Below are 25,364 nucleotides of genomic sequence, written 5' to 3'. Positions count from 1 at the left end.
CGCTTACTTGATGATCTCGCGGAAGATGCACTTCTCGGCGCCCTCACCCGAGACCGCGGCCCGCCTGGACCACTGCCAGAGCGGGTTCCAGTAGGATTCGATCAGCGCGTCGACGGCCTTGCGGTCGTCGATAATGAAGCCGAACTCCTGCAGGTTGACCGGGTACATGTTGTCGGAGCCGATATAGAAGATGCGGTCGTCGACCATCCAGAGCTTGGAGTGGTTGGCGATGGTCTTGCCGCCAGGCCAGGAATCGTCCGGCCCGAAACGGAAGGGCGCGAGGTGGAAACGGCTGCACAGCAGCGCGTTCACGGGATCGGGGCCCTTGCGGATGGCGTACCGAGATCGAGGGTCGGCCGTGTCGATGCGTTTCTGCACGATGTCCTTCAGGCGCTTCGCCAGAACCTGCAGCGGGACGTCGTTGTAATACGGACTCCCGCCATTGCCGATCGAGCCAGGGTTAGAGAGCACGACGTAGACGTCGCCATCCCGCTCCATCAGGTCGATCATCTCGTCGAGCGCGCTCTCGGCAAACAGCGTATCCGAGCGCCCCAGACGGAAACCCAGATCCTGCTGGGCGATGCGAATGGACTTGCGTGCGGCGCCGAACATGAGATCGCGCGCCAACTCGCTCTGGTTGGCGAAGTCTTCGGTGATGCCGGCGCCGAGGCGACCGATGCCCATGATCTCGACGCCGCCCGTGCCTGCGGTGACCCGGCGCGCCGCCAGGGCCGCCGGGCAGCGCTGGCCGGGCTCGCTCCGACCCGGGACATAGGTCACGAGCGAGATCGAGTCCTTGTAGTTGAGATTGCTGCAGACATAGCTCCACAGCCGGTCGGCAAAGCGCGAAGCGCTGGCCGCAGCGGGGCCCCTCACCTGCATCGACAGGTCGTGGACCGGGTTGTCGGTGAGGTAGTCCTCGGTCCAGAGATTGTGGCCGCCGACGATGGCCTCGCGGCCGTCCACCACGATGAATTTTCCGTGGTTCCACGAAAAGCTGTTGCAGGATTCGAGGACGGTGCAGGTCCGCATCGCCGAGACGCTGACCGTGACACGCGATCCCGGAATGTCCCGCGCTGTTTCCGTAAGCTCCTTGAGGAAGGCTGCCGCATCGACGCCCTTGGGCGGAAACTGCCCGATCAAGAACCGGACCTCGATCTGGCGACGGCTGAACGCCAGCTCGGCAATGGCGGCCCGCAGCGCGGCGGTGAAGCGCCCCGTTGGCGCCGGCTGCAATTGGACGATGTCGACGCTCTGCCGCGCACTGGCGACGAGAGCGTGAATTCGAAGCGTGAGCGCATCGGAGTGACCGAGACAGACTTTGCGCGCCGCGGTGCGCAAGCCCGGGGTGCGCGGCCAGATCGTGCTGCAGGTGCCGCCCCTGCAGTCGCCATCCGTGCTGCAGGCCGGCAACGAGATGTCGGGTTCGCAATCCGTGCAACCCATCTCGAACCAGGTGAGGTCGTCGGCCCTGCGGCCCCAGCGATTGGGAGTCTGCACCAACCAGTCGACCGCGAGGCTGTTGCCGCGCGTCAGGTCGTAAGTGATGCCGGCGAAGGTGCCGTCGGGGTCGCTTTTCGCCAGCTCGCGCTGCAACTGCAGCAGTGGATCCGGCGCGGACAGGTCGGGAGACCTGATGTTGCGCTCGCGCATCAGGGACACGATGGAAGTTGATGAGCGCAGGATGCCGAAATCGCGTTCGGCCTGACTGTCGCTGACGGCGCTGCTCGGGATGTCACCGCTGCAGGAACCGGCCACGACAAGAATCAGCAGCGAGGCAAGGCGTCGGAACATGGACAGGGACATAATCGAGTCCCAGACTGGCGCGCAATCACGGCTTCGAGAGAAATGGAAATTCACCATGGGCGAAACGCTCCTGCAGACCACCGTCGTCGGCTCCTACCCGCAACCGGACTGGCTGGTGAACCGCGAGATGCTGAGCAAGGTCGTCCCACGCACCCGCCTGAAAGAACTGTGGCGTGTTCCCGAGCCCTGGCTCGAGCAGGCCCAGGATGACGCCACGCTCCTCGCCATCCGCGACATGGAGCGGGCCGGCATCGACATCGTCACCGACGGCGAGATGCGGCGGGAAAGCTATTCCAACCGCTTCGCCACGGCGCTGGAGGGCATCGACGACGAGAATCCGGCGGAGATCGTGAACCGTACCGGCAATCGCACGCCGGTCCCTCGGGTCGTCGGCAAAATCCGGCGCACGCGGCCCGTCGAGCTGCGCGACATGCAGTTCCTGCGCGCCAACACCGGAAAGCTGGCCAAGATCACCCTGCCCGGCCCCTTCACCATGGGGCAGCAGGTGAAGGACGAGTTCTACAAGGATGCCGAGGCCATGTGCATGGATTACGCGCAGGCCGTGAACGAGGAGGCACACGAACTCGTCAAGGCGGGCGCGGACGTGATCCAGCTCGACGAGCCGTGGTTGCGTAACAATCCTGACGAAGCGCAGCGCTATGCCGTGAAGGCGATCAACCGCGCCCTGCAGGGTCTGACGGTGCCGACCGTCGTGCATCTCTGCTTCGGCTATGCGGCGGTCGTGACCGGCCTGAAGCCCACCGGCTATTCCTTCCTGCCGCAGCTTTCCGACACGATCGCGCAGCAGATCTCCATCGAGTCCGCACAGCCGAAGATCGACCTCGGCGTGCTCAAGGACCTGGCGCCCAAGAAAGTGATGCTGGGCGTGATCGACCTCAGCGATCCCGCAATCGAAACGCCGGAAAAGGTCGCCGAGCGCATCCGCGCCGGGCTGAAGCATATCGGCCCCGACAAGCTCCTGCCGGCGCCCGACTGCGGCATGAAATACCTGCCGCGGGCCACGGCATTCGGGAAACTGAAGGCGCTCAGCGAAGGCGCGGCGATCGTCCGCAAGGAACTCGGTTAGGAGGCGACCTTGCAGGCCAGTGTGCCGTAGTCACGTTTGCCCTTGATCGGCTCAATGGCCATCTTCGCGGGTGGCGTCACCGATTTCATCCAGGCGTCGACGAGCGCCTTGTTGGAGTTCGCGTCGAAGAACAGGCAGCCGCTCCTGACGCTCGCGACCTTGCGGATCCACGCCTCCTGCTCCGATCGGAGCCAGAGGCTGTTCTTGGGCGACGTGATGCCGGAGAGCGACCTTAGGCCACCGAAGAAGTAGGACGAATCCGGATGCGCGATGAGATCGTCGAACTTGTACGACCCCAGTTCGACGGGACGACCCCGCAGCCGTTCGCGCAGCAGACGGAAGAACTCCTCGGCCTCGGCAAAGTCCGGATGGTTCCGGAAGGCCGTCTGGTAGCGCGGGATCGGTGAGTAAAGCGACGCCAGGTCGGCAACCTGTCCCCGGTTGCTTCGCAGTTCGCGATAGAGCTCCACCGTCGCGACCGTGTCGCGCCACGTGCCACCTAGCCCTGCCACCCTGCCCGCGAAATCGTTCCGCTCGTCGATTGCCGCCTCGACGATCAGCGCCAGCGACACGGCCATCAATGCGGTCCGTCCGGCTCCCGGGCCCACGCAGCGCCAGATGAATACCGGCATCATCAACAGGAGCAGCGGCAAGAGGAAGGACGGTCCCGCAAGGTGGGAAACGTCCGCCCGCATCAGGGCGAACAGATGCAGGATGAAAGCGCCCACCAGCACGCCGGCGAACTTCCGCACGAAGATCCGAGTATTCTCATCGGAGGATCCCCACTTGCGGCCCAGGAAGGCCGCCAGCAGGCCGAGCGTGACCAGCAGCAGAACGACCAGTCCATAGGTCAGCAATAGCGGCCTGAATTCGTCACCCGACACCGACAGAGCGGACTGGAACCGTCCGTGGACGACCTTCAGCGTGATCTCGATGCCGAGATTGTCCGACCAGATCGAGTTGGAGACGCCGGCGGTCACCAGGCTCGATTTTGCGTTGGCCAGCGCCATGACCTCGAAGAAGTGCGACGGCCCGACGAAGGCCGAGACCAGCCCGACGAAGAGAACGATCCCGGTCACGGCAAAGAGCGCCGCGAACCGTGCGATCGCCCTCAGCCCCATGCCGGATGCCGGACCGAACAAAGCGAGCGAGAAGGCGAACACCAGGAAGCCCGCCGTCAGGTTCTCCTGGCTGAGGAAGCCGCCGATGCCCCAGCCGGCACCCGCCAGTACCGGCGCCAGCCAGCCTCGACGCGCCGAGCCGGCGCCGAGCAGCAGCCAGGCGAGCCCAAGCGACAGGACGGGAATCATCAGCCAGCGCGTCAGCACCGCCCAGCCCGCGAAATCGATGCGTTCGGCCGGGCTGGGCCACAGCGTCCATCCGATCAAGCCGGCGACGGCCCAGCCGAAGCCCAGGAACTGTTGCACGACCACAAAGAAAACGACGATGCAAACGACGTTCAGCAGGACGTTGGCGGCAAAGAAGCCGTGATTGCTGAAATGAACCAGGTCGATCAGACCGCTCAGCAGCACCTGGTTGCCCGGCCCATACTGTGTCTGCGCCTCGAGATACGGCACCGCGCCAAGCTTGATCTGCTGCAGCGAACTCAGATGGACATGGGAGTGGATGTCGTAGAAGGGCGCCAACGCCGTGTCGTTGATGACGCCGACACCGCGCAATGCCGGCAGGCCGAGCCAGCAATAGGCGATGACCGCAATGGCAAGGGCGCCGAGGAGTTGCAGCGGCCATCTGCTTCGCCCATCGCCCACGTCCGGACGGACCACGGCGGGTGCCCCCTCCACGCCGGCCACCCAGAGCCAATGGAAGGCGATGAAGGCGCCGCCGCCGAGATAGCCGAACACGAGGGCGCGCTTGTCCATGCGACCCCAGTCGATCACCTCGTCGCCCGGCGCGATGGCGCCGGACGGTGCGAGCGCGAGATAGCAGAAGCCGCCGATCGCGCCGACGACGCCCACGGCGTAGAGCAAGGGACCCGCCCCTGCCCCGCGCTGCCGCGTACTCAGATGAACTAGTCCGAGCGCCACGAGACCAGTCGCAAATCCCGTCAGCAGGAACAAACCACGCGAATCGAGGATGGCGACCTCGACGATCATCAGGATCGCCGCGGCGAGGCAGATCAGGCCTTCGCGCGCGATCACGCCGCCGCCTTCCGGAAGACCGAGGACCTGCCCCAGATCAGCCGGTTCGAGACCACGAAGCGCCAGATGACGTCGATGAAGATGCCGGTGCAGGCCGCGATGAACGTATGTCCCTTGAAATGGACGTAGGTGAGCTGCGCGGTGCTGACATTGGCCACGATGCCGAACGAGGCGATGACGCTGTAGAGCAATAGCCCCTTGTAATAGTTGCCGCTTCTCAGCCGCGTCGTCGGATAGGTCAGGATATTGTTGATCGTGAAGTTGAAGATCATCGCGGTGATCGTGGCCAGCGCCTGCGATACCCAGAAGACCGCTCCGGCGGCGAGGCAGGCGTAGAGCATCGAGAAGTGGACGCTCGAGCCGATCACGCCGACGCCAACGAAGCTCACCAGCCGCGGCGGCACCAGGCCTGCCGACAGTTTGGAGATCACGTCACAGAGCAGTGCCCACAGGATATGGGTTTGCCGCAAGGGCCGCCCGCCGATCGGCGCGCGGACGTTCGACGGCAGTTCGCGCAGGCTGGCCTTGCGGTTGAGATGCACGAGATCGAAGAAGACACGGAACGCATCGCCCTGCATGCGCGGGATCGAGCGCAGGAAGAACGCCCGTGACGTCGCGAAGAAGCCGGTCAGCGGATCGGCGAGGTCGCGCCCGAGATAGAGGTTTATCAGCCTGTTCGCGAGGTTCGCCGGCATCGGCCGCGCGCCCGATGCGATGTCACTGCCCTCTTTCAGGGCATCGAGCATCGACGGGATCAGTGCCGGGTCGTGCCGCAGGTCGCCGCCCATCACCACGACGGTCTCACCGTGTGCGGCCTGGACGCCCCAGTGAACCGCCGACGCGCTGCCCCGATCCTGGATGCGCTGCAGGCAGCGGACATTCGGTCTGTCCTCTGCGAACTGCCGCACGATGTCGCCGGTACCGTCGGACGAATTGTCGTCGACGACGATCACCTCCCACGACCGGTCGCCGAGCGTCGCCGCAAGACCTTCGATCACGAGGCCGATATTGGCCGCCTCGTTGAAGGTCGGCACGACGATGGAGAGGCTGGTCATCGGCCCATCGTCACGGGCGGGCCGTGGCCACAAGCAGATTGCCTGCGCCGAGATACTTCATCCCCCTCTCGATCGCGTGCATCGTATTGGCAGTACCCAGGCCGAACACGGCGGTGAAGGGCGCCAGGCCCACCGCCGAACCGACCGTCACGTCGCGATAACCGGCAGCAGAGAGATGCGCCGCGAGCAGGTCGCGCCGGTACTTGTTGATGTGCTGCTCGATGTAGCTCACCGGCGACAGGGCGTTCACGCCGAGCTCGATGATCGGCCAGAGCGACCGATAGTTCGGGGTCGTCACGACCAGAACGCCGTCAGTGGTCAACAGCGAGCGCGCCTCGGCCAGCAGCCGAATGGCATCCTCGGGCACGAGATGCTCGATCAGCTCGATCACGGTGACCGCATCGAACCGCTCGCCCGCCTCCGCGAGATCGGCCAGCGAGCGGGTCGAGAAGCGATGGGCCGCACTTCCGTAGGTTCGGGTCGCATAGTCGACCTGGGAGGCGCTGAGATCGACGCCGAGCGCCTCCATGCCAGGCAGGTAATTGCCGATGAACGTGCCGGGGCCGCAGCCGATGTCGAGCAGCCGGCGCGGGGCTGCCAGATGGGCAACGACCGTCCGGAATTTCAGGTCGTGCCAGCAGAAGCGAACGCCGGTTCTGCGTTGGTAGATCTTGTCGTAGAAGCCGGCCGGGATCCGGTTTTCATAGTCGTAGACGGCATCTTGCATCGCTGTTTTCCGGCCGCCCCCGACCTTTTCTTCATGCATGCTGCAAAGCCGTCTTCTCGACAGGTTGAGGCGTGTGTCTTGGACCGCAACCGTCGAAGCCGCAAGTACCCGTCAGCGTCCGATTTTTCCCTTGAGTACGGTGCCGGCATAAGCGCCCGTCGCCTCGCCGTTCTCGAAGGCCATGGCGCCGTTGACCAGGGTGGCCCTGATGCCCTCGGCCTTCTGCACGAGGCGCCTCGCCCCGCCGGGCAGGTCGCGCTCGACCGTCGGCAGGCTCGGGCGGATCCGATCCTCCTCGAACAGGTTCAGATCGGCCCTGAATCCTTCCCGAACCATACCGCGATCGGTCATATCCCAGGCAACGGCATTGTCGTGCGTGATCTTCTTGACCGCTTCTTCCAGAGTGAAGGCGCCTCGTTTACGCACCCAGTAACTCAGAAGATGCGTCTGCAGTGACGAGCCCATCTCCTGGGCCACGTGGGCGCCGGAGTCCGAGAAGGTCGCCAGAGTTCGCGGATGCTTCAGGATGCCCAGGACGTCGTCCGGCGTCTCGTTTACCAGCGGCTGGACATAAACCTGGTTCTCGTTGGCCAACGAGAGGTCGATCATCACCTCGACCGGATGCTTGCCTCGCGCCTTCGAAAGCTGCTCGACCGTAGGATCATCCCAGTCGACGCCGTTCAGGACGTACAGATTGGAATAGTCCGGCTTGCGGGGATCGGTCGTTGCCGCCCCGCCGCCCTGGAAGACGTTGTCGCGCGGCTTCATACGCTCTTCGGCGGCCACCAGCTCGCGGCGTACCTCCGGATCGGCCAGGCGCCGCTTCTGCTCGTCGAGCGGCAAGTCGCGGACCTTGCGCCATGCCGGCAATACGTCGAACGGCAGATAGGATTTCAACGAGAAGATCGCGTTGATCGAGCGTGTCGTGCCCTGGCCGAACATGCGGCCGCCGGCCGCCACGGTCTCGTCGATGTAGCGCGTCTGATAGGCCCAGCCCGTCGGATCGTCCCCCTGCTTGGTGGCCAGCACACCGAACATGATCGGACGCTTGTAGGCCAGCGCCACCTCACGCAGCCGCGCGAGGAACGCACGATGCGCCGCGCCGCTCGCGATGTCGGGCCCGACCTGGAAGATGCCGGCGTCGAGCTCGGCCATCGCCGCCACGATGCGATCGATCTCCTCCCATTCGGCGATGCGGCTGGCGACGGGCGTATTGTCCGGCGTCACATGGGTCGACGCGCGCGAACTCGAGAAGCCCATGGCCCCTGCACGAAGCGCTTCCTTCACGAGATCGGCCATTCGGACCATCTCGTCCTCGGTCGCCTTCTCGGTGAAAGCCCGCCTGCCCATCGCATACATGCGCAGCGCCGAGTGGCCGATATACATGCCGTAGTTGATCGCCTTGGGCAGGCGCTCCACGGTCGCGAGATATTCCGGGAAGGTCTCCCACGTCCAGTCGATGCCGGCCGCCATTGCTTCGGTCGGGATGTCCTCGACCGCCGAGAGGCAGCGCGCATAGAGATCGCGGTCCTCGGGCTTGCAGGGCGCCAGGGCGAAGCCGCAATTGCTCATCACAACCGAGGTGACGCCGTGCCAGCACGAGCAGCTTCCCAGCGGATCCCAGGCGACCTGCGCGTCCATGTGGGTGTGGCCGTCGATGAAGCCCGGCGAGACGATCAGCCCGTCGGCATCGATCGTGCGCGCAGCCGGCGCGGTGATCCGGCCGACCTCGGCAATCACGCCGTCCTTGATGCCGACATCGGCCGAGAAACGCTTGCTGCCCGAGCCGTCGACGACGGTGCCGCCACGGATGACGATATCGTGTGCCATCACAGGCGATCCTTGTTCTCGACGATCTTCCAGTAGGTGTCCTTGGCGGAGATCTTGCCGCCGCGGAACGTATAGATGTCGCAGCCCTGGTAGTTCAGCTCCTCGCCGTCGGCGCCCTTGCCGATGACGGTCCAGACCGAGATCGCCCGGTTGCCGGCGAAGATGTACTCCTTGTGGTCCCAACGCATGTCGGGGATCACCTTGAAGCGCTCGGCGAGCGTCTTGCGGATCGTCTCCTTGCCCCTGAGCGTGCGGCCGACCGGTTCGGGCCCACGCGCCAGCCAGAAGGTGGCGTCGTCGGTGAAGTGGGAAACGATGCGATCGACGTCGCGGCTGTTGAAGGCGGCTGAGACGGCCTTCATCAGTTCGGGCGTGGCGACATCGTCGTTTGCGGCTGCAACGTCCGGCATACGAAACCTCCCTCGCTGGCTTTTCCCGACGATTGCAGGCTTCGCACAACCCGGCAAGCGGACAACCACAAACGGCTCCAACCGTGCTAGCGTGGCCGCAACAAACGGGGAAACGCCAAGTGTACGACTACATCATCGTCGGCGGCGGGTCGGCGGGCTCGGTCATGGCCAATCGCCTGTCCGCCCGCAGCGCCAACAAGGTACTGCTGTGCGAGGCCGGCCAGGACACGCCGCCCGGCCAGGAGCCGAAGGAGATCGCCGACAGCTACTCCGGCACAGCCTACTTCGATCCGCGTTTCCATTGGACCGAACTGAAGGTTCATACCCAGGTCATCAGCCACAACAATCCGCACGAGGCCCGGCCACCACTGCGCAAGTACGAACAGGCGCGCGTGCTGGGCGGCGGTTCCTCGATCAACGGCCAGATGGCCAACCGGGGCGCGCCGACCGACTACGCCGAGTGGGAAAGCCGCGGCGCCACCGGCTGGGGCTGGAACGACGTACTGCCCTATTTCAAGAAGGTCGAGCGCGACCTCGACTTCGACGGGCCGCTGCACGGCAAGGACGGCCGCATCCCCGTGCGCCGCATCCCCCGTGAAAAGTGGGCCGGCCACGCCCAGGCGGTCGGCAAGGCCTTCGAGGCCAAGGGCTTCAAGTACCTGCCCGACCAGAACGGCGAGTTCGTCGACGGCTACTTTCCCGTCACCCACTCCAATGCCGAGGAACGCCGAGTGTCGGCGGCCATGGGCTATCTCGATAGCGAGACGCGCAAGCGCGCGAACCTCACCATCTCGACCGACACGCAGGTCACCTCGCTGCTGTTCGAGGGCACGCGCTGCGTCGGTGTGATGGCCCGCGTCGACGGCAAGGAGCAGGAATTCCGCGGCCGCGAGATCATCCTGTCCAGCGGCGCCATCCATTCGCCGGCGCACCTGATGCGGGCGGGCATCGGTCCGGTGGGCCAGCTCGCCGAACTCGGCATTCCCGTGGTCTCCGCCCTGCCCGGCGTCGGCCAGCGCCTGATGGACCATCCGTCGATCGCGCTCTCCTCCTTCATCAAGCGCGGCGCGCGGCTGCGCGAGCACACGCGGCGCCATATCCATGTCGGCCTGCGCTACTCCTCGAACCTGCCGGGCATTCCCAAGGGCGACATGTTCGTGGCCGTGGTCAGCAAGTCGGCCTGGCATGCAATGGGCGAGCAGCTCGCCTCACTGCTCACCTTCATCAACAAGACCTATTCCGAGACCGGCCAGGTCAAGCTCGCCTCGCGCGACTGGCGGAGCGAGCCGGTCGTCGAGTTCAACCTCCTGTCCGACAAGCGCGATCTCGACCGGCTGATGAGCGGCTTCAAGCTGATGGCTGCCGTTCAGATGACCGACGCGCTGCGGGCGGTGACCGAAGTGCCCTTCCCAGCCTCCTACAGCGACAGGGTGCGCCAGATCGGCGTGGTCAATACCAAGAACAAGTGGCTGACCCGGCTGATCGCCACGATGCTCGACGGCCCGGCGGCGCTGCGCCGCTACATGATCGAGAATTACGTGGTCGAGGGCTTCACCTTCGACCAGGTTCTGAACGACGACGACGCGCTCGAGGCCTTCGTGCGCAAGGCCGCGATCGGCGTCTGGCATGCCTCCTGTACCTGCCGCATGGGCCGTGACGACGATCCGATGGCGGTGGTCGATACGCAGGGCCGGGTGCGTGGCGTGCAGGGCCTGCGCGTCGTCGACGCCTCGATCTTCCCCGTCGTACCGTGTGCCAACACCAATTTCCCGACGCTGATGTCGGCCGAGAAGATCTCGGACGCCATGCTCGCCGGTCACTGAGGAGCAGTCATGTCGGTCGTGCTGGGTACGGGTGAGCATCGCTATCGGGTCGTCGAGAACTGGGCGAAGCTGCCAGACGGATGGGAGTTCCGTGACGTCGCGGCCGTGGCCTGCGACAGCAAGGATCGCGTCTATGTCTTCAACCGCAGCGAACATCCGATGATGGTGTTCGACAAGGACGGCAATTTCCTGCGCTCGTGGGGCGAAGGCCTGTTCAGCCGCGCCCACGGCATCCATATCGACAGCGACGACAATCTCTTTTGCACCGACGACGGCGACCATACGGTCCGCAAGATCAGCACCGAAGGCAAGGTGCTGATGACGATCGGTGTGCCCAACCAGCCCGCGCCCTTCCTGAGCGGCAAGCCGTTCAACCGCTGCACGCACACCGCGCTGTCGCCCAAGGGCGAAATCTACGTCTCCGATGGCTATGGCAATTCCCGCGTCCACAAATACTCGCCCGACGGCAAGCACCTGATGTGCTGGGGCACGACCGGCACCGATCCCGGCGAGTTCAACATCGCGCACAACATCGCTACCGACGCCGACGGCTGGGTCTATGTCGCAGATCGCGAGAACCATCGCGTGCAGGTGTTCGACGGCAACGGCAAGTACGAAGCCCAGTGGAACAACATGCATCGGCCTTGCGCGCTCTATTGCTGCGGCGGGGCGAAGAACCCGACCATCATCATCGGCGAGCTGGGGCCCGGCATGCCTGTGAATACGCACCACACGAATCTCGGCCCGCGCCTCTCCATCGTCGACAGCAAGGGCAAGACCCTGGCCCGCCTCGGCGGACAGGACGGCCCCGGTCACGAGACCGGCCGTTTCCTGTCGCCGCATGGCCTCGCGGTCGACTCGCGCGGCGACATCTATGTCGGCGAGGTGAGCTACACCAACTGGCCGAGCACCTTCCCCGGCACACCGGTGCCGAAATACCTGCGTTCGTTGCAGAAACTCGAGAAAGTCGTCTGAGGAGAATGGTTATGGTTGAACGCGTACTCGTCGTCGGACCCAAGGACACGCTGTCGATGGTCGACGACCTGGCCCCCAAGGGCTACGAGATCGTCAAGGCGCTGCACAATTCGCCGGAGCAGAAGGCCGCCCTGCCCGGTACCCACTATTTCGTGGGCTTCATCCAGCAATACGTGACCCCACAGCTCTTCAAGGATGCGCCGAACCTCAAGCTCATCCAGATGCTGAGCGCGGGCTACGACCGCGCCGACCTCGAGGCGGCCCGCAAGAGCGGCGTGCCGCTGTGCGCCAATGGCGGCGCCAACTCGGTCGCCGTGTCGGAGCATGCGATGCTGCTGATGCTGTCGGTCTCGCGCCGGCTGATCACCCAGCACAACAACGTCATCGCCGGCCGCTGGCACGGCAATTCGCCGCCGACAGTCCACGAGGTGCGCAACCGCGTGCTGGGCATCATCGGTCTCGGCACGATCGGCAAGAAGGTCGCCAAGCTGGCGCTCGCCTTCGGCATGACCGTGCACTACTACGACATCGCCCGCCTCAAGGAGGAAGAGGAAGACGCGCTCGGCGTCCGCTTCCGTCTGCTGCCCGAGATCCTGAAGCACTCGGACATCGTCTCGCTGCACGTGCCGCTGAACAGCTCGACCCGGCACATGATCGGCAAGGACGAACTCGCCGCCATGAAGAAGTCGGCGATCATCGTGAACACCTCGCGCGGCCCCGTGATCGACGAAAAGGCCATGACCGCCGCGCTCTCCGCCGGCAACCTGTTCGGCGCCGGCCTCGACGTGTTCGACGAGGAGCCGACCCCGCCGGACAATCCCCTGCTGAAGCTCGACAATGTCATCCTGACCGCGCACCTCGCCGGTCCGACGTTCGAGAGCAACATCACCCGCCTGCGCAACGGCTTCGACAACGTCCAGCGCGTCGCCCGAGGCGAACCCGCCCTCTGGGTCGTGCCTGAACTGCTGGAGTCGAAGAAATGAGCCGGATTGCCCGCAGGACCATACTGGGGGCGGCCCTGGCCGCGCCCTTCATCGCCCGCGAGGGTTTTGCCCAGGGCGATTGGCCGAAGGGACCCGTGCGCTGGGTCGTGGCCTTCGCTGCCGGCGGCGCCGCCGACACTGTGGCCCGCAACATCGGCGTGCGCGTGGCCGAGATCATTGGCCAGCAGGTGATCATCGACAACCGTACCGGCGGCAATGCCGTCGTGGCGGCCAATGCGGTGCTGCAGGCCCCGCGCGACGGCCAGACCTTCCTGGTCGACGCGGCCAACCAGATCACGAACACCCTGCTGATGAAGGACCTGCCCTTCGACTACGCGCAGACCTGGGTACCCGTCACCCAGCTCGCGAGCTTTCCGCAGGTCGTCGCCGTGAAGCAGGACTTCCCGGCAAAAACCTTCCAGGAATACATCGCGGCAGCCAAGGCCAAGCCCGGAACGATCAGCTACGGCACGCCGCCGGCCGCCGGCATGGCCCACATGGCCGGCGAGGAACTGCAGCGCCGCGCCGGCATCAAGCTGATCCACGTCCCCTATCGCGGCGGTGCCGACGCCGCGCGCGACATCGGCGCGGGCGCCGTCGATTCGGTGATCATCACCACCAACTCGATCCGTCCGCCCGTGGCAGCCGGTCGCGCGCGCGTACTGGCCGTCACCAGTCTCAAGCGGTCCTCGGCCTTTCCCGACGTGCCGACGATCGCCGAAAGCGGCTATCCGGGCTTCGACCTGAACGACTGGAACGGCCTGTTCGCCGTCACCGGCACGCCGCCCGCCCTGATCGACCGCATGCAGGCCGTGGTGGCCGAGGCCATCAAGGACCCCAAGGTGAAGGAACGGCTCGATCCGACGGGCGCCGACCTGGTCGCCAACACGCCGGCCGAGTTCAAGACCTGGATTGCCGGCCAGCGCGAGCTGCTGGGCAAGCTGATCGTCGAGGCCGGCATCAAGCTGCAATAGGACGAAGAGACACGACAAGTGTCGAGCGGGCACCGCGCGCCGTCGGTGCTCGTCGTGCTACTCTTTTTCCATGCAACCTGACGGACTTGCCTTCTATGGCGTCCAGAGTGCAACGACCGATCCCGGCCAGCGCACGACCCTCGATGCCGATCTTCCATCCGATATCGAGACGCTTGTCGCGATCGTGCAGGGGCTCGTCGTCGACAAGGATTTCGTCGGGCTCTACGGCCTGGATCTCGATGCACAGGCGCGTCTTGGCGAGGTCGATACCCGCTACGCGTCCGACATTTATCGAAGGCTGATCGAGAAGGATCCTCGCCCTCTCCGCAAGCCACGCGAACCGGGCGTTCGCTTCGTCGGCAGTTGCCGCGACTATGCGCTGCTTCTCTGCTCGCTGCTTCGACATCTGGGCGTCCCGGCGCGATTGCGCTTCGGCTTTGCGACGTATTTCTCGAAGAATCCCGACTCGTTCAGCGACCACTGCGTCTGCGAATACTGGAATGAGGCGGAGAATCGCTGGGTACTCGTCGACCCCAACGTCGATCCGGTCGTGAAGTCGAGCCTTGGCGTAACGGCCAATGCCCTCGATCTGACGCGCGAGGAGTTCGTGGTCGCGGCCGACGGTTGGCGACTGGCCCGCGAAGGCAAGGTCTCGCCCGACCGATTCGGTGTTCCCAGCATCGGGATCCAGGGACTCTGGTTCATTCGCGGCAGCCTCATGCGGGATCTCGCTGCGCTCAACAAGGTAGAGCTGCTCCCCTGGGACTATTGGGGCCTCGCCGACAGAACGCCGATCGAGACGTTGCCGACGGGGGAATTACCCGTGCTCGACGCGTTGTCAGCGGTGCTCGACAAGCCGGACGAACTCGGTCCGGTTCGATCGACCTTCAGCCGGCCGGAGTTTACCGTTGCCGGTTTGCTCCGAAGCTTCTCCCCCCTGCGTGGTGATACCAGGATGGTCCTTCGTTAGCTTCGTCCCTACGCAGCCCGGAGCTCCACTCTGTAGGTCTCCTCGAACCGAAGGATCGCCGCGAAGGAGACCGCGGCGGCCGCCATGATCATGAAGGCCGGGCTGAAATCGTTCTCCGTCCGGTGAACGAGCCAAGTGGCGACCAGCGGACTAAAGCCACCCAGGACGCCCAGGGTCACGTTGTAGCCCAGCGCAATCGCCGTGCAGCGGATCTCGGCCGGCACCGCCTCGACCATCAGCGCCGGCTGGGCGCCGATGAAGCCGCCAACAGACAGGACGAAGCCGAGTTGCCCCAGCAGGATCAGGGACGGATGGCCCTGGTGCATCAGCCAGAAGAACGGCAGCGCGCCGACGAAGCCCAGCGCCGCCGCGCTCAGCATCACCGGCCGCCGCCCGTAGCGGTCCGAGAGCCAGCCCATCAGGACCATGACCGGCAGCATCACGATCATGCTGACGGAATTGATGCCCAGCGCCGTCGCCGGCTCGACACCGTCCGCCGTCTGCAGCCAGCTCACGATGTAGACGAACATCAGGTAGAAGCCGACCGAGTTGAACACCGAGAGCGCCGCGATCTTGCCGAGCAGCGGGCCGTGGTTGCGCACCGTGTCGAGCAGCGGCGAGCGGGCCTTGGGCGCACTGCGCGGTGCCTCGTGGACGTGTCGACGCAGCACGATGCCTGCAATGCCGACCAGAAGCCCCAAGAGGAACGGCAGACGCCAGCCCCAGCTCTCCAGAGCCTGCTCCGACATCACCGACGCCAGCAGTGCGCCGGTCGCCGACCCGAGCAGGATGCCGCCGATGGCACCGCAGCACCCCAGCGCCCCCACCAGGGCGCGCCGGTTGGGCGGCGACTGTTCGATGATGAAGATGATGGAGGTCGTGTATTCGCCACCGACCGAGAGCCCCTGCACCATGCGCAGGAGCGTGAGCAGGATCGGCGCGGCGATTCCCAGCGTGTGGTAGTCCGGCAGGATGCCAACCAGGAAAGTCGGAATGGCCATGGCCGCGACGGAGAAGGTGAGAGCCGCGCGCCGTCCAAGCCGGTCGCCGATCGCGCCAATCACCGCGCCGCCCACGGGGCGCATCAGGAAGCCCACGGCAAAGATTCCGAAGGCCGCCAGCACCTGGGCCACGGGATCTTCGCTTGGGAAGAAGGCGCGACCGATCGCGGCGGCGAAGTAGCCGTAAACCGCGAAATCGTACCATTCCAGCACGTTGCCGATGGCTCCGGCCGCAATGACCCGGCGCGTGTTGCCCCGCTCCATACCCACTCCCCCGAGCCTATGAAGAAGGATCCCTCGCTACGCTCGGGATGACACGAATGCTGAACGCTGGTGTCATCCTGAGCGTAGCGAAGGATTCTTCGCTTTGTCTCAAAATGATCGGCCGATGATCAACCGTAGACGAACGCGCGATCCTCCAGGTCGATGGCCGGGAAGACGTTCTTCTCGTTCCAGTAATCCTGGGTGTGCTGCCACTCCGGCTTGTCACCACGCTTGGGCAGCAGGTGCATGCCGCGCATCAGGTAACCCGGATTGAAGTTCTCCGGATCGATCCAGGGCAGCAGCTCCATGCCCTTGTCCTCCGGCCGCAGGGCAACCTCGACCTTGCGGGCCTGGTGCTTGTCCATGTGGTCCAGCAGGCGACAGACGAAGTCGCCCACCAGGTCGGCGCGCAGTGTCCAGCTCGCACGGAAGTAGCCGAACACCCAGATCATGTTGGGTACGCCGGTGAACATCATGCCGCGATAGGTCACGGTGTCGGCGAAGTCGACCGGCTTGCCGTCGACCGCGAAGGCGATGTCGCCCATCACGGAGAGGTCGAAGCCGGTCGCCGTCACGATGATGTCTGCTTCCAGCGTCTTGCCGGACTTGAGGAGGATTCCCTCCGGCACGAACCGGTCGATCTCGTCGGTCTCGACTGAGGCCTTGCCGCCACGGATCGCCTTGAAGAGGTCGCCGTCGGGGACGAAGGCGATGCGCTGCTGCCACGGCCGGTAGCTCGGCGTGAAGTGAGGCTCCAGCGGAAAGTCGGGACCGACATGGGCGCGGACCCCCGCCAGCAGCTCAGCTCGCACCTTGTCGGATTCCTCGAAGGCGCGGCGGGTGAAGACCGACTGGTCGTGCAGGATCTTGCGGCGCACGATCTCGTGGATCCATTCCTCGTCGACCTCGAGCTGCCGCAGCGTCTCGGCCAACTCGATGGCGTTGCGGCCCGGGATGAAATAGGTCGGCGTCCGCTGCAACATCGTGACATGGCCGGCCTTGTCGGCCATCGCCGGAATGACGGTCGCCGCCGTCGCACCCGAGCCGATCACGACGATCTTCTTGCCGGTATAGTCGAGGTCCTCCGGCCAGGTCTGCGGATGGACGATCCGGCCCTTGAAGCTCTCCATGTCCTTCCATTCCGGCGTGTAGCCGACGGAGTGGCGGTAGTAGCCCTGGCACATCCACAGGAAATTGCAGGTAAAGCGGAGCGCCTCGCCCGTGTCGGTCCGGACCGCGTCGATCGTCCAGAGATTGTCCTGGCTCGACCAGGAAGCGGACTCGATGCGGTGGCGATAGCGGATGTGCCGCGCGATGTCGTTTTCCTCGATGACCTCGCCCATGTAGGTCTTGATCTCGTGCGCCGTGGCGATCGGCTTGCCCTTCCACGGCTTGAAGCGATAGCCGAACGTGTGGAGGTCGCTGTCGGAGCGGATGCCCGGATACTTGTGGGTCAGCCAGGTACCGCCGAAGCTCTCCTGCGTCTCCAGGATGACGAAGCTGCGGTCCGGCATCTGCGTGGTGAGGTGATAGGCGCCACCGATGCCGGAAATGCCGGCGCCGACGATAAGAACGTCGAAATGCTCGGTCTTGGCGGCCGCGTGCCTCGCAAGGGTGGTATCCGGCATGGGAAGGCTCTTTCCTGACTGGTAATATCAATCGCAGTCTTGCTTGAACATGAGCGTCCAGACCAGTCCCCAGATGCCACGATCCGAAACAGGTCCGAAAGGCCGCGCCGCCCGCGTGGCCGTGCTGCTGATCGTGGCCGTGATCGTGGGGCTCGGCCTGTGCGAGGGCCTCACCCGCCTGTTCCTGCCCGCCTTCGATCCCTCCGGCCAGTTCGAATTTGCCTATCCGGTCGGCTCCCTGATGCTCGGCAAACCCGGCACCGTCGCCCGCCAAGCCAAGAACACCGGTGACTACGACGTCCCTGTCCGGATCAATATGCACGGCCTGCGCGATGATAACGACGTCTCCGCGGCAACCGCAGGTGAGATTCTGGTGGTGGGCGATTCATTCACCTGGGGCTGGGGCGTGGAGGCCAGGGACCGGTTCTCCGATCGTCTCCAGATCCTGACCGGTCGCCGCACCTTCAACCTGTCGACCCCCACCGATATCGAGGGCTACGCCGAGTTGCTCGCCTACGCCCGCTCGCTGGGCGCCAGGGCGGACCGCGTGGTGATCGCGGTCTGCATGGAAAACGATCTTCACCGGTACGCGACCCGGTCCGATGACGAGGCATACCCGTCCGACGCCGTCTCGATCCGCCACTGGCTGTCCACCCACTCGGCTTTCTATCTCTTCGCCCTGACGGTCGTTCACCAGACACCGTGGCTGCGGACGCTCGCCGTGGAGGCCGGGCTGATCACACCGAACCTCGAAGGGATCGGCCGCAACGACGACGACCCGGCGGTCGTCGCCGCCTCAGCCGACCGGCTGCTCGACATCGCCCGCCAGTATCGGGCGCTCGTCGTCCTCATTCCGTCGCGCGCCCTCTGGGTCGGACCGTCCCGCGCGGTCGAGGATCGCGTACACCAGGCATTCGCGGGCGCGCTCCGGCAGCGCGGCATCGACGTGCTGGACCTGCGGCCGTTGCTGGAGGCAAAAGGAACGCCGCTTGCCTACCACTTCGCCAATGACGGACATTGGAATCCCGCCGGCCATGCGCTGGCAGCCGAGGCTATAAGCCAGCATCTCGCCCGCTAACGGAAGTACCCTCATGCACGACAAGGTCGACGTCCTCATCATCGGTTCCGGCGCCTCGGGCGCTGCCGTGGCCTGGAGCCTCGCCGATACGAAGATGCGGATCCTCTGCCTCGAGCAGGGCGACTGGGTGAAGCCCACGGACTACCCCACCAATGGCCGGAACTGGGAAGCGCGCCTGTTCAGCGACTTCGCCATTAACCCGAACCGCCGGGCACGCGAAACCGACTACCCGATCAACGACGCCAACTCGCCGGTGAAGGTCGTGAACTTCAACGGCGTCGGCGGCAGCACCATCATGTACACGGCGCACTATCCGCGCCTGCATCCGTCCGACTTCAGGGTGAAGACGCTGGATGGCGTGGCCGAGGACTGGCCGGTCGACTACCAGACGCTGGAACCCTATTTCGCCGAGAATGACCGCATGATGGGTGTTGCGGGGCTGGCCGGCGATCCGGCCTACCCTCTGCATCACCCGCCGATGCCGCCGCTGCCGCTCGGCAAGTCGGGCCAGCGCTTCGGCAAGGCGCTGAACAGCCTCGGATGGCACTGGTGGCCTTCCGATTCGGCCATCGCCACGGTCGAGTATGACGGCCGCGCGCCCTGCATCAATCTCGGCCACTGCACGCCGGGCTGCGCCCAGGGCGCCAAGGCCAGCACCGACATCACCTACTGGCCGGCGGCGATCCGCGCCGGCGTCGAGCTCAGGACCCGCGCCCGCGTTCGCGAGATCACCACCGACGAGACCGGGATGGCGACCGGCGCCATCTACTACGATGCCGACGGGCAGGAGCATTTCCAGCCGGCCGAGATGGTCATCGTGGCCTGCAACGGCGTCGGTACGCCGCGCCTGCTTCTCAATTCGGTGTCCGGCAAATTCCCCAACGGCATCGCCAATTCGAGCGGGCTGGTGGGCAAGAACCTGATGTTCCACCCCTTCGCCCTGACCTACGGCTATGTCGACGAGCCGCTCGATGGCAATCACGGGCCGCCGCTCAACCTGTGGAGCCAGGAGTTCTACGAGACCGACCGCAGCCGCGGCTTCGTGCGCGGCTATACCTTGCAACTCCATCGCGGCACCGGCTCGATCGTCGAGGCGATCACCAGCACCGCCGCTGGGCGCCTGCCGTGGGGTGAGGATCACCACAAGGTCTATCGCTCGCTGCTGAACCGGCGGCTTGCGATGTCGACCATCACCGAGGACCTGCCCGAGGAGCACAACCGGGTCACGCTCGATCCCGTCCTCAAGGACTCGAACGGCATCCCCGCGCCGAAGATCGACTACACGATCGGCGAGAACACGCGGAAGATGATGGAACACGGCATCGCCCGCTCGAAGGAGATCCTGACGGAAGCCGGCGCCACGGGCTTCGGCGTCGAGGCGCCGATCATGAACGGCGGCTGGCACCTGATGGGGACGGCCCGCATGGGCACCGACCCGGAGCGCTCCGTGGTCAACGAATGGGGCCGCAGCCACGACGTCAAGAACCTGTTCATCGTCGACGGCAGCATCTGGGTCACCTCGGGCGGCGTGAACCCCACCTCCACCATCCAGGCGCTGGCGCTCTACATCGCCGACAGCATCAAGCAACGTCTCGCCAACGCCACGCTCTTCGACTGAGGCCCACGACATGACCCAGGAAACCCTGAACGACGCCGAACTACGCGACCTGCGCGCGCTCGCCGGCCTCATGATCCCCGCCAGCGGCACCTACGGCGTGCCGGGGGCGGACGACGAGCTGATCTTCGCCGAGATCGTGAAGAACCTGGAGCGCGACATGGCCGATGCGCGGACGGCGCTGAAGCAACTGGCCGGGCTCTCGGGCGGTTCCTTCGCCGCACTCTCGCTGGAGCGCCGTGCCGAGGTCGCCGCCCATTTCAAGCAGGAGGGCGGCGCACCCCTCTTCGCCCTCAATCGGGTAGTGCTGCTCTGCTACTACCGGGACGATCGGGTCATGCGATCGCTCGGTCAGGAGCCGCGCGCGCCGTTTCCCAAGGGCCATGTCGTGGAACAGGGCGACTGGTCCCTGCTCGATCCGGTGAGGCAGCGCGCGCCGATGTGGCGCCGCGTCTAGCCCTGCCCGCGGGCCTTCAGCACGAAGCGCATGGCGCGGAAGCTCGAATCCTTCTGAATCGCCGCCGCGACCCGCGGATCGCCGGAGGGATTGCTGAGGGAGATCAGGACATCCGTCTGGGTCTGGCAGGATGCCGCCGCCGTCGCGGCGAGCGACTGTGCGCTGGCGCTGTTGGCATCAGCCAGGTGAACGTTGGCGGCGAGGCAGTTGTCTCGCGCCTCGTAGGCGTCGTTGATGCTCTTCATCAGCTTGGGATCGTCCAGGCCGGCGCCACGCAACGAGCTTGCAGCCTCACAGCCGCCCAGCAGCAGCGGGAACGCCACGAGGGCCGCTTGCAGGGTCTTCCTGGTCGCCGTCATCCGGTCTTCCACTCTCTCATCAACTCGACGCAACAAAATTACAGACGGGCCCGGCCTGTCAAGACCGGGCCCGTCCGTGAACTCTAGTGGCGGCTGATCTCGGCGCGGCCGACGACCATGTGATGGACCTCGTCCGGTCCGTCCGCGAAGCGCAGGTGGCGCTGGTTCACGTACATTTCCGACAGCGGCGACCACTGCGAGATGCCGGTCGCGCCATGGATCTGCATCGCCTGATCGATGATCAAGCAGGCCTTCTCCGGCACCATCGCCTTGACCATGCTGATCCACACGCGGGCCTCGCGATGACCCAGCACGTCCATCGCCTTGGCGGCCTTCAGCACCATGAGGCGCATCGCCTCGATCTCGATCCGCGCGCGGCTCACCAGCTCGAGGTTCTTGCCGAGCTGGATGAGCTGCTTGCCGAAAGCGGTACGCGTGGAGCCGCGCTTGACCATGAGGTCGAGCGCCTTCTCCGCGGCACCGATCGAGCGCATGCAGTGATGGATGCGGCCCGGTCCGAGGCGGACCTGGCTGATCTCGAAGCCGCGCCCCTCGCCCAGCAGGATGTTCTCCGCCGGCACCCGGCAGTTGTTGAACTTGAGGTGCATGTGGCCGCGCGGCGCGTGGTCGTGCCCGAACACGGTCATTGGCCCCAGGATTTCCAGGCCGGGCGTGCCCATCGGCACCAGGATCTGCGACTGCTGGAACTGCGGCGAAGCGTCGGGGCTGGTCTTGACCATAACGATCATGATCTTGCAGCGCGGGTCACCGGCGCCGGAGATGTAATACTTCTCGCCGTTGATCACCCACTCGTTGCCGACCAGCTCGGCGCGCGTGGTGATATTCTTGGCGTCCGACGAGGCCACGCCCGGCTCGGTCATGGCGTAGGCCGAGCGGATCTCGCCGTTCAGCAGCGGCTTCAGCCACTTCTCCTTCTGCTCGGGCGTGCCGACCTTCTCCAGCACTTCCATGTTGCCGGTGTCCGGTGCCGAGCAGTTCAGCGACTCCGAAGCCAGCGCGTACTTGCCCAGCTCGGCGGCAATGTAGGCATAGTCCAGATTGGTGAGACCGCGGCCGATCTCCGAATGCGGCAGGAAGAAATTCCACAGGCCCGACGCCTTGGCCTTGTTCTTGGCGCCCTCGAGCAGCTCCAGCTGGCCCGGCGCCCAGCTCCAGCGATCCTTCCGGCCCTCGCCCAGCTTGAAGAACTCCTCGGTGATCGGAGCGACGTTCTCGGCGATATGGGCCTTCACCGCGTCGAACAGGGGCTGCGCCTCCTTCGACATCGCGAGATTGTTGAGTTCGGCGTCGAGATCGGGGCGGACCGGCTTCTTGGTCGCTGCCGCTGCCTTCTGGGTCATTGAGGTTTCCTCGGGTCGTGGAATCGATCGGGTTTCAGTGCGCCCAATCCCTACAGACCTGAGATTTCCGGTCAATCCCGCATTGGCTAAGCCGTTTCTCGACTCAAGCCGGCCGCTTCGCGGGTAAGATGGCCGCCATGAGCCTGAACATCGTCGACCAGGGCGTCAACAACACCATCTCCTACGCGAAGGGCGATACGCGCCTCCACGGCAAAATCACAGTCCGGGGAAGTGGAAATCGCATCGCCATCGGGCCGGGCGCCGGGGCGTACAACCTGCAACTGAACCTGGGCTCCAACTGCAAGGTCCTCATTGCCGACCACTGCACGCTCGGGGCCCTTTTCATCCATGCCGCCGAAAAGGCCGAGATCGTGATCGGCCGCGAGACAGGTGTCACCGGGCTCGTGCGCCTGCTCCTTCACGAAGCGGGCCGGATCCAGATCGGCGCCGGGTGCCTGCTGGCCTCCGACATCGACATCACGGTGAGCGACATGCACTCGATCGTCGACGTCGAGAGCGGCAAGCGCCTCAACCCGGCAAGGGACATCGTCATCGAGGATCGCGTCTGGATCGGACAGCGCGCGATGATCCTGAAGGGCTCGCACATCGAGGCCGGGTCGATCGTCGGCGCCGGCAGCATCGTGACCGGCCACGTTCCGGCGAATTCCATGGCAGTCGGCGTCCCCGCCAAGGTCATCAAGACCAGCGTGACTTGGGATCACAGGTTGCTCTAGGCCCGCATTGCCAGATCCTGCGGCCTGGGCCGGCGGCTCCCGCAGGACGGGCTTGCTGCGCTTGAAGCGATCGTCAGCGGCGCTTGTCGAACGAAGCGATGCCCGCCCGCTCGATACGACGTATCGTACAAGCGCGTTTCGGGATGCAACGAAAGGTGAGACCGACATGGGAAGACTCGACGGCAAGGTCGCTGCGGTGACGGGCGGGGCATCGGGAATTGGCGAGGCGACGGTCAGGCGCTTCGTCGCTGAGGGCGCGAGCGTGGCCTTCTGCGATCGGGACGGCGAGCGCGGCCAGCGCGTGGCGGCCGAGCTCGAGGCCTCGGGCGCCAAGGTTGCCTTCACCCAGGCGGATGTCGGTACCGAGGCCGCATGCCTCGCGTTCGTGAATGGCGCCGCGCAGAAATTCGGGCGCATCGACATCCTCGTCAACAATGCCGGAATCCGCAAATACGAGAAGATCGACGAGGCGAGCGCGGCCAGCTGGAACGAGATCCTCAACGTCAACCTGATGAGCTACGCCTTCTGTGCCAAGGCGGCGGTTCCGCTCATGCGCCGCAACAAGGGCGGCGCCATCGTCAACGTGGCCTCCGTCCGCTCCGTCATCGCGGGCGGTGGCAACCTGCAGTACGACACCACCAAGGCCGCGATCGCCGGCCTGACGCGGGCACTCGCCGCCGACCATTCGGCGGAGGGCATCCGCGTGAACGCCGTCGGCCCGGGTCCGATCTTCACGCCGTTCCATCAGCGCCGTATCGAGGCGGCCGGCGAGACTGTCGAGCAGTACAACGCCCAGGCCGCGCAAGGCACCATGCTGAAGCGCCCGGGCAGGCCCGAGGAGGTGGCCGCCGCGATCCTGTTCCTGGCCTCCGACGACGCCTCCTACGTCACCGGCGCCCTGCTGTTCGTGGACGGCGGTATGACAGCGCTGTGAGCCGGGTAAACCGGCTCTACACGGAGACGACGTCTATTTGATCGCCAGCAGTTCGACGTCGAAGATCAGCGTGGCGTTGGGCGGAATGACACCGCCGGCGCCGCGCGCTCCATAGCCCAGTTCCGGCGGAATGATCAGCGTTCGCTTGCCGCCGACCTTCATGGTTGCGACGCCCTCGTCCCAGCCGCCGATGACGTGCTGCATGCCGATCGGAAACTCGAAGGGAGAGCCGTGATCGAGGGAGGAGTCGAACTTCTTGCCTTTGGCGCCCCCTTCGAAGAGCCATCCCGTGTAGTGCATGACACAGGTCTGACCAGTGCTGGGGCTCGCGCCGGTGCCGACGGTCGTGTCGATGATTTTCAGGCCGCTCTCGGTTGTCATGGCTCTTTCCTCGAATGGATCTCGTGCGACTTCAGCGATACGAATTAATGGCGACGAAGCCAACCCCGATTGCAGCGATCTGAAGCCCGCCCGTTCGCACAGACTCAGACGCCCAAGGGGGCATCCTGACCGACGACCTGCTTGTACAGCGCGCGCACCTCCTCCGAGACGCGGTGCGTGTCTTCCTTCAGGTTGCGCGGCGTGATCGCGATGAAGGCGATTTCCCAGTTGTCCGGCTTTGGCATGCCCACTTTCGGCACGAAGGCGTGTGGTGCGCCGGGCGCGTTGTGAAAGTGCCCGCCATCGATCACCGGCGTCAGCACCGGCTTGCCATTTTCGTCGATGGAGAAGCCTTCCGCCTCGCCCACGACATACATCGGGAACTGATCGGTACGGCTGGCGATGTGAGTGTGAAGCTCGACCTTCGGCAGGAAAACCGCCGCAACGCCGCGGCCGTGCCGGTTCTGGCCCAGACGCCACGGGCCGGGTCCGGTCAGATCCGGCGCGACGGAGAAGTGATACTCCTCGCGTTCCAGAACGGCACGCAACGCTTCCTTCGGGTTGAACTCGGCACCGGCCGCAGCGCGGGCCTTGCTGAAATCCGCGTAAACGGACTTCATCCACTGAAGCTCGTCATCGGCCAGTTCGTGGTCGAGAACCGGGAGAGTCACGCGATCGGGCATACGAGGCTCCGCTTCCTTATTTTTTCCGGTTTTCACTTTATCCGGGATTCCCCAGACAGTGAGCGAAGTC

General features: G+C 65.2%; 23 protein-coding genes. 11 read left to right on the top strand and 12 right to left on the bottom strand.

Annotation, left to right across the window (positions count from 1 at the left end; translation table 11 throughout):
* Nucleotides 1-3 precede the first annotated feature (3 nt).
* A complete protein-coding gene (locus KQ910_RS18085) occupies nucleotides 4-1,794 on the bottom strand; it encodes a phospholipase D-like domain-containing protein (RefSeq protein WP_216963331.1) in 1,791 nt (596 codons plus the stop codon).
* A 67-nt stretch (nucleotides 1,795-1,861) separates the two neighbouring features.
* Here KQ910_RS18085 and KQ910_RS18080 point away from each other — a divergent pair, with 67 nt between their 5' ends.
* The gene (locus KQ910_RS18080) at nucleotides 1,862-2,893 is read left to right on the top strand and encodes a uroporphyrinogen decarboxylase family protein (RefSeq protein ID WP_216963328.1); all 1,032 of its coding nucleotides are present in this window, start codon (nucleotides 1,862-1,864) and stop codon (nucleotides 2,891-2,893) included.
* Here the strand turns inward: KQ910_RS18080 and KQ910_RS18075 are convergent.
* From KQ910_RS18075 to KQ910_RS18055, 5 genes are all read right to left on the bottom strand, one after another.
* Complete coding sequence (locus KQ910_RS18075) at nucleotides 2,890-5,052, bottom strand: hypothetical protein (RefSeq protein WP_216963325.1); 2,163 nt, start codon at nucleotides 5,050-5,052, stop codon at nucleotides 2,890-2,892. The two genes, KQ910_RS18080 and KQ910_RS18075, sit on opposite strands and share 4 nt — an antisense overlap.
* A complete protein-coding gene (locus tag KQ910_RS18070; RefSeq protein ID WP_216963322.1) occupies nucleotides 5,049-6,107 on the bottom strand; it encodes a glycosyltransferase in 1,059 nt (352 codons plus the stop codon). The genes KQ910_RS18075 and KQ910_RS18070 overlap by 4 nt, the downstream gene beginning before the upstream one ends.
* Nucleotides 6,108-6,117: 10 nt before the next feature.
* Complete coding sequence (locus tag KQ910_RS18065) at nucleotides 6,118-6,834, bottom strand: class I SAM-dependent methyltransferase (protein ID WP_216963319.1); 717 nt, start codon at nucleotides 6,832-6,834, stop codon at nucleotides 6,118-6,120.
* Between the two features lie 111 nt (nucleotides 6,835-6,945).
* Nucleotides 6,946-8,664, bottom strand: a complete 1,719-nt coding sequence (locus KQ910_RS18060) for an N-acyl-D-amino-acid deacylase family protein (protein ID WP_216963316.1) — start codon at nucleotides 8,662-8,664, stop codon at nucleotides 6,946-6,948.
* Complete coding sequence (locus tag KQ910_RS18055; RefSeq protein WP_216963314.1) at nucleotides 8,664-9,074, bottom strand: nuclear transport factor 2 family protein; 411 nt, start codon at nucleotides 9,072-9,074, stop codon at nucleotides 8,664-8,666. Before KQ910_RS18055 ends, KQ910_RS18060 begins: the two co-directional genes overlap by 1 nt.
* Nucleotides 9,075-9,193: 119 nt before the next feature.
* Here KQ910_RS18055 and KQ910_RS18050 point away from each other — a divergent pair, with 119 nt between their 5' ends.
* From KQ910_RS18050 to KQ910_RS18030, 5 genes are all read left to right on the top strand, one after another.
* The gene (locus KQ910_RS18050) at nucleotides 9,194-10,897 is read left to right on the top strand and encodes a GMC family oxidoreductase (protein WP_216963311.1); all 1,704 of its coding nucleotides are present in this window, start codon (nucleotides 9,194-9,196) and stop codon (nucleotides 10,895-10,897) included.
* A 9-nt stretch (nucleotides 10,898-10,906) separates the two neighbouring features.
* Nucleotides 10,907-11,872 (top strand): peptidyl-alpha-hydroxyglycine alpha-amidating lyase family protein, encoded by a 966-nt coding sequence (locus KQ910_RS18045; protein ID WP_216963308.1) that lies wholly within the window; start codon nucleotides 10,907-10,909, stop codon nucleotides 11,870-11,872.
* A gap of 11 nt (nucleotides 11,873-11,883) precedes the next feature.
* Nucleotides 11,884-12,855 carry an NAD(P)-dependent oxidoreductase gene (locus KQ910_RS18040; RefSeq protein WP_216963307.1) on the top strand — a complete coding sequence of 324 codons (972 nt, stop codon included), beginning with the start codon at nucleotides 11,884-11,886 and terminating at the stop codon, nucleotides 12,853-12,855.
* Complete coding sequence (locus KQ910_RS18035) at nucleotides 12,852-13,829, top strand: Bug family tripartite tricarboxylate transporter substrate binding protein (protein ID WP_216963305.1); 978 nt, start codon at nucleotides 12,852-12,854, stop codon at nucleotides 13,827-13,829. Before KQ910_RS18040 ends, KQ910_RS18035 begins: the two co-directional genes overlap by 4 nt.
* A 184-nt stretch (nucleotides 13,830-14,013) precedes the next feature.
* Nucleotides 14,014-14,799 (top strand): transglutaminase-like domain-containing protein, encoded by a 786-nt coding sequence (locus KQ910_RS18030; RefSeq protein WP_216963301.1) that lies wholly within the window; start codon nucleotides 14,014-14,016, stop codon nucleotides 14,797-14,799.
* An 8-nt stretch (nucleotides 14,800-14,807) separates the two neighbouring features.
* On the opposite strand, the gene KQ910_RS18025 is transcribed toward KQ910_RS18030, so the two are convergent.
* Entirely contained in the window at nucleotides 14,808-16,064 is a 1,257-nt protein-coding gene (locus KQ910_RS18025) for an MFS transporter (protein ID WP_216963300.1), read from the bottom strand.
* Nucleotides 16,065-16,192: 128 nt separating this feature from the next.
* On the bottom strand, nucleotides 16,193-17,692 hold the full coding sequence (locus tag KQ910_RS18020) for a flavin-containing monooxygenase (RefSeq protein WP_216963297.1): 1,500 nt from the start codon (nucleotides 17,690-17,692) through the stop codon (nucleotides 16,193-16,195).
* Nucleotides 17,693-17,741: 49 nt separating this feature from the next.
* On the opposite strand from KQ910_RS18020, the gene KQ910_RS18015 reads away from it, so the two are divergent.
* Genes KQ910_RS18015 through KQ910_RS18005 form a run of 3 tightly spaced genes read left to right on the top strand, consistent with a single transcriptional unit; the run spans nucleotide 17,742 to nucleotide 20,842 of the window.
* Nucleotides 17,742-18,770, top strand: a complete 1,029-nt coding sequence (locus tag KQ910_RS18015; protein ID WP_216963294.1) for an SGNH/GDSL hydrolase family protein — start codon at nucleotides 17,742-17,744, stop codon at nucleotides 18,768-18,770.
* Between the two features lie 13 nt (nucleotides 18,771-18,783).
* On the top strand, nucleotides 18,784-20,388 hold the full coding sequence (locus KQ910_RS18010) for a GMC family oxidoreductase (protein ID WP_216963291.1): 1,605 nt from the start codon (nucleotides 18,784-18,786) through the stop codon (nucleotides 20,386-20,388).
* Nucleotides 20,389-20,398: 10 nt separating this feature from the next.
* Nucleotides 20,399-20,842 carry a hypothetical protein gene (locus tag KQ910_RS18005; protein ID WP_216963288.1) on the top strand — a complete coding sequence of 148 codons (444 nt, stop codon included), beginning with the start codon at nucleotides 20,399-20,401 and terminating at the stop codon, nucleotides 20,840-20,842.
* On the opposite strand, the gene KQ910_RS18000 is transcribed toward KQ910_RS18005, so the two are convergent.
* Both KQ910_RS18000 and KQ910_RS17995 read right to left on the bottom strand, forming a co-directional pair.
* Nucleotides 20,839-21,201, bottom strand: coding sequence for a hypothetical protein (locus KQ910_RS18000; RefSeq protein ID WP_216963285.1), 363 nt, complete (start codon nucleotides 21,199-21,201; stop codon nucleotides 20,839-20,841). The genes KQ910_RS18005 and KQ910_RS18000 overlap by 4 nt on opposite strands.
* Before the next feature lie 83 nt (nucleotides 21,202-21,284).
* Entirely contained in the window at nucleotides 21,285-22,562 is a 1,278-nt protein-coding gene (locus tag KQ910_RS17995; RefSeq protein WP_216963282.1) for an acyl-CoA dehydrogenase family protein, read from the bottom strand.
* A gap of 137 nt (nucleotides 22,563-22,699) precedes the next feature.
* On the opposite strand from KQ910_RS17995, the gene KQ910_RS17990 reads away from it, so the two are divergent.
* Nucleotides 22,700-23,296: an acyltransferase gene (locus KQ910_RS17990; protein ID WP_216963279.1), complete on the top strand. Its 597-nt coding sequence runs from the start codon at nucleotides 22,700-22,702 to the stop codon at nucleotides 23,294-23,296.
* A gap of 166 nt (nucleotides 23,297-23,462) precedes the next feature.
* Nucleotides 23,463-24,230: an SDR family NAD(P)-dependent oxidoreductase gene (locus KQ910_RS17985; RefSeq protein WP_216963277.1), complete on the top strand. Its 768-nt coding sequence runs from the start codon at nucleotides 23,463-23,465 to the stop codon at nucleotides 24,228-24,230.
* A 33-nt stretch (nucleotides 24,231-24,263) separates the two neighbouring features.
* On the opposite strand, the gene KQ910_RS17980 is transcribed toward KQ910_RS17985, so the two are convergent.
* Together KQ910_RS17980 and KQ910_RS17975 are read right to left on the bottom strand one after the other, a co-directional pair.
* Entirely contained in the window at nucleotides 24,264-24,674 is a 411-nt protein-coding gene (locus tag KQ910_RS17980; protein ID WP_439653324.1) for an FKBP-type peptidyl-prolyl cis-trans isomerase, read from the bottom strand.
* 41 nt (nucleotides 24,675-24,715) lie between these two features.
* Entirely contained in the window at nucleotides 24,716-25,294 is a 579-nt protein-coding gene (locus KQ910_RS17975; protein ID WP_216963270.1) for a hypothetical protein, read from the bottom strand.
* Between the last annotated feature and the right edge of the window lie 70 nt (nucleotides 25,295-25,364).

This window comes from Reyranella humidisoli (assembly GCF_019039055.1).
In the GTDB taxonomy this organism is placed as follows: Bacteria; Pseudomonadota; Alphaproteobacteria; order Reyranellales; family Reyranellaceae; genus Reyranella; species Reyranella humidisoli.
The sequence above is the reverse complement of the archived record's forward strand: the minus strand, read 5'-3'. Positions and strand labels throughout refer to the sequence as shown.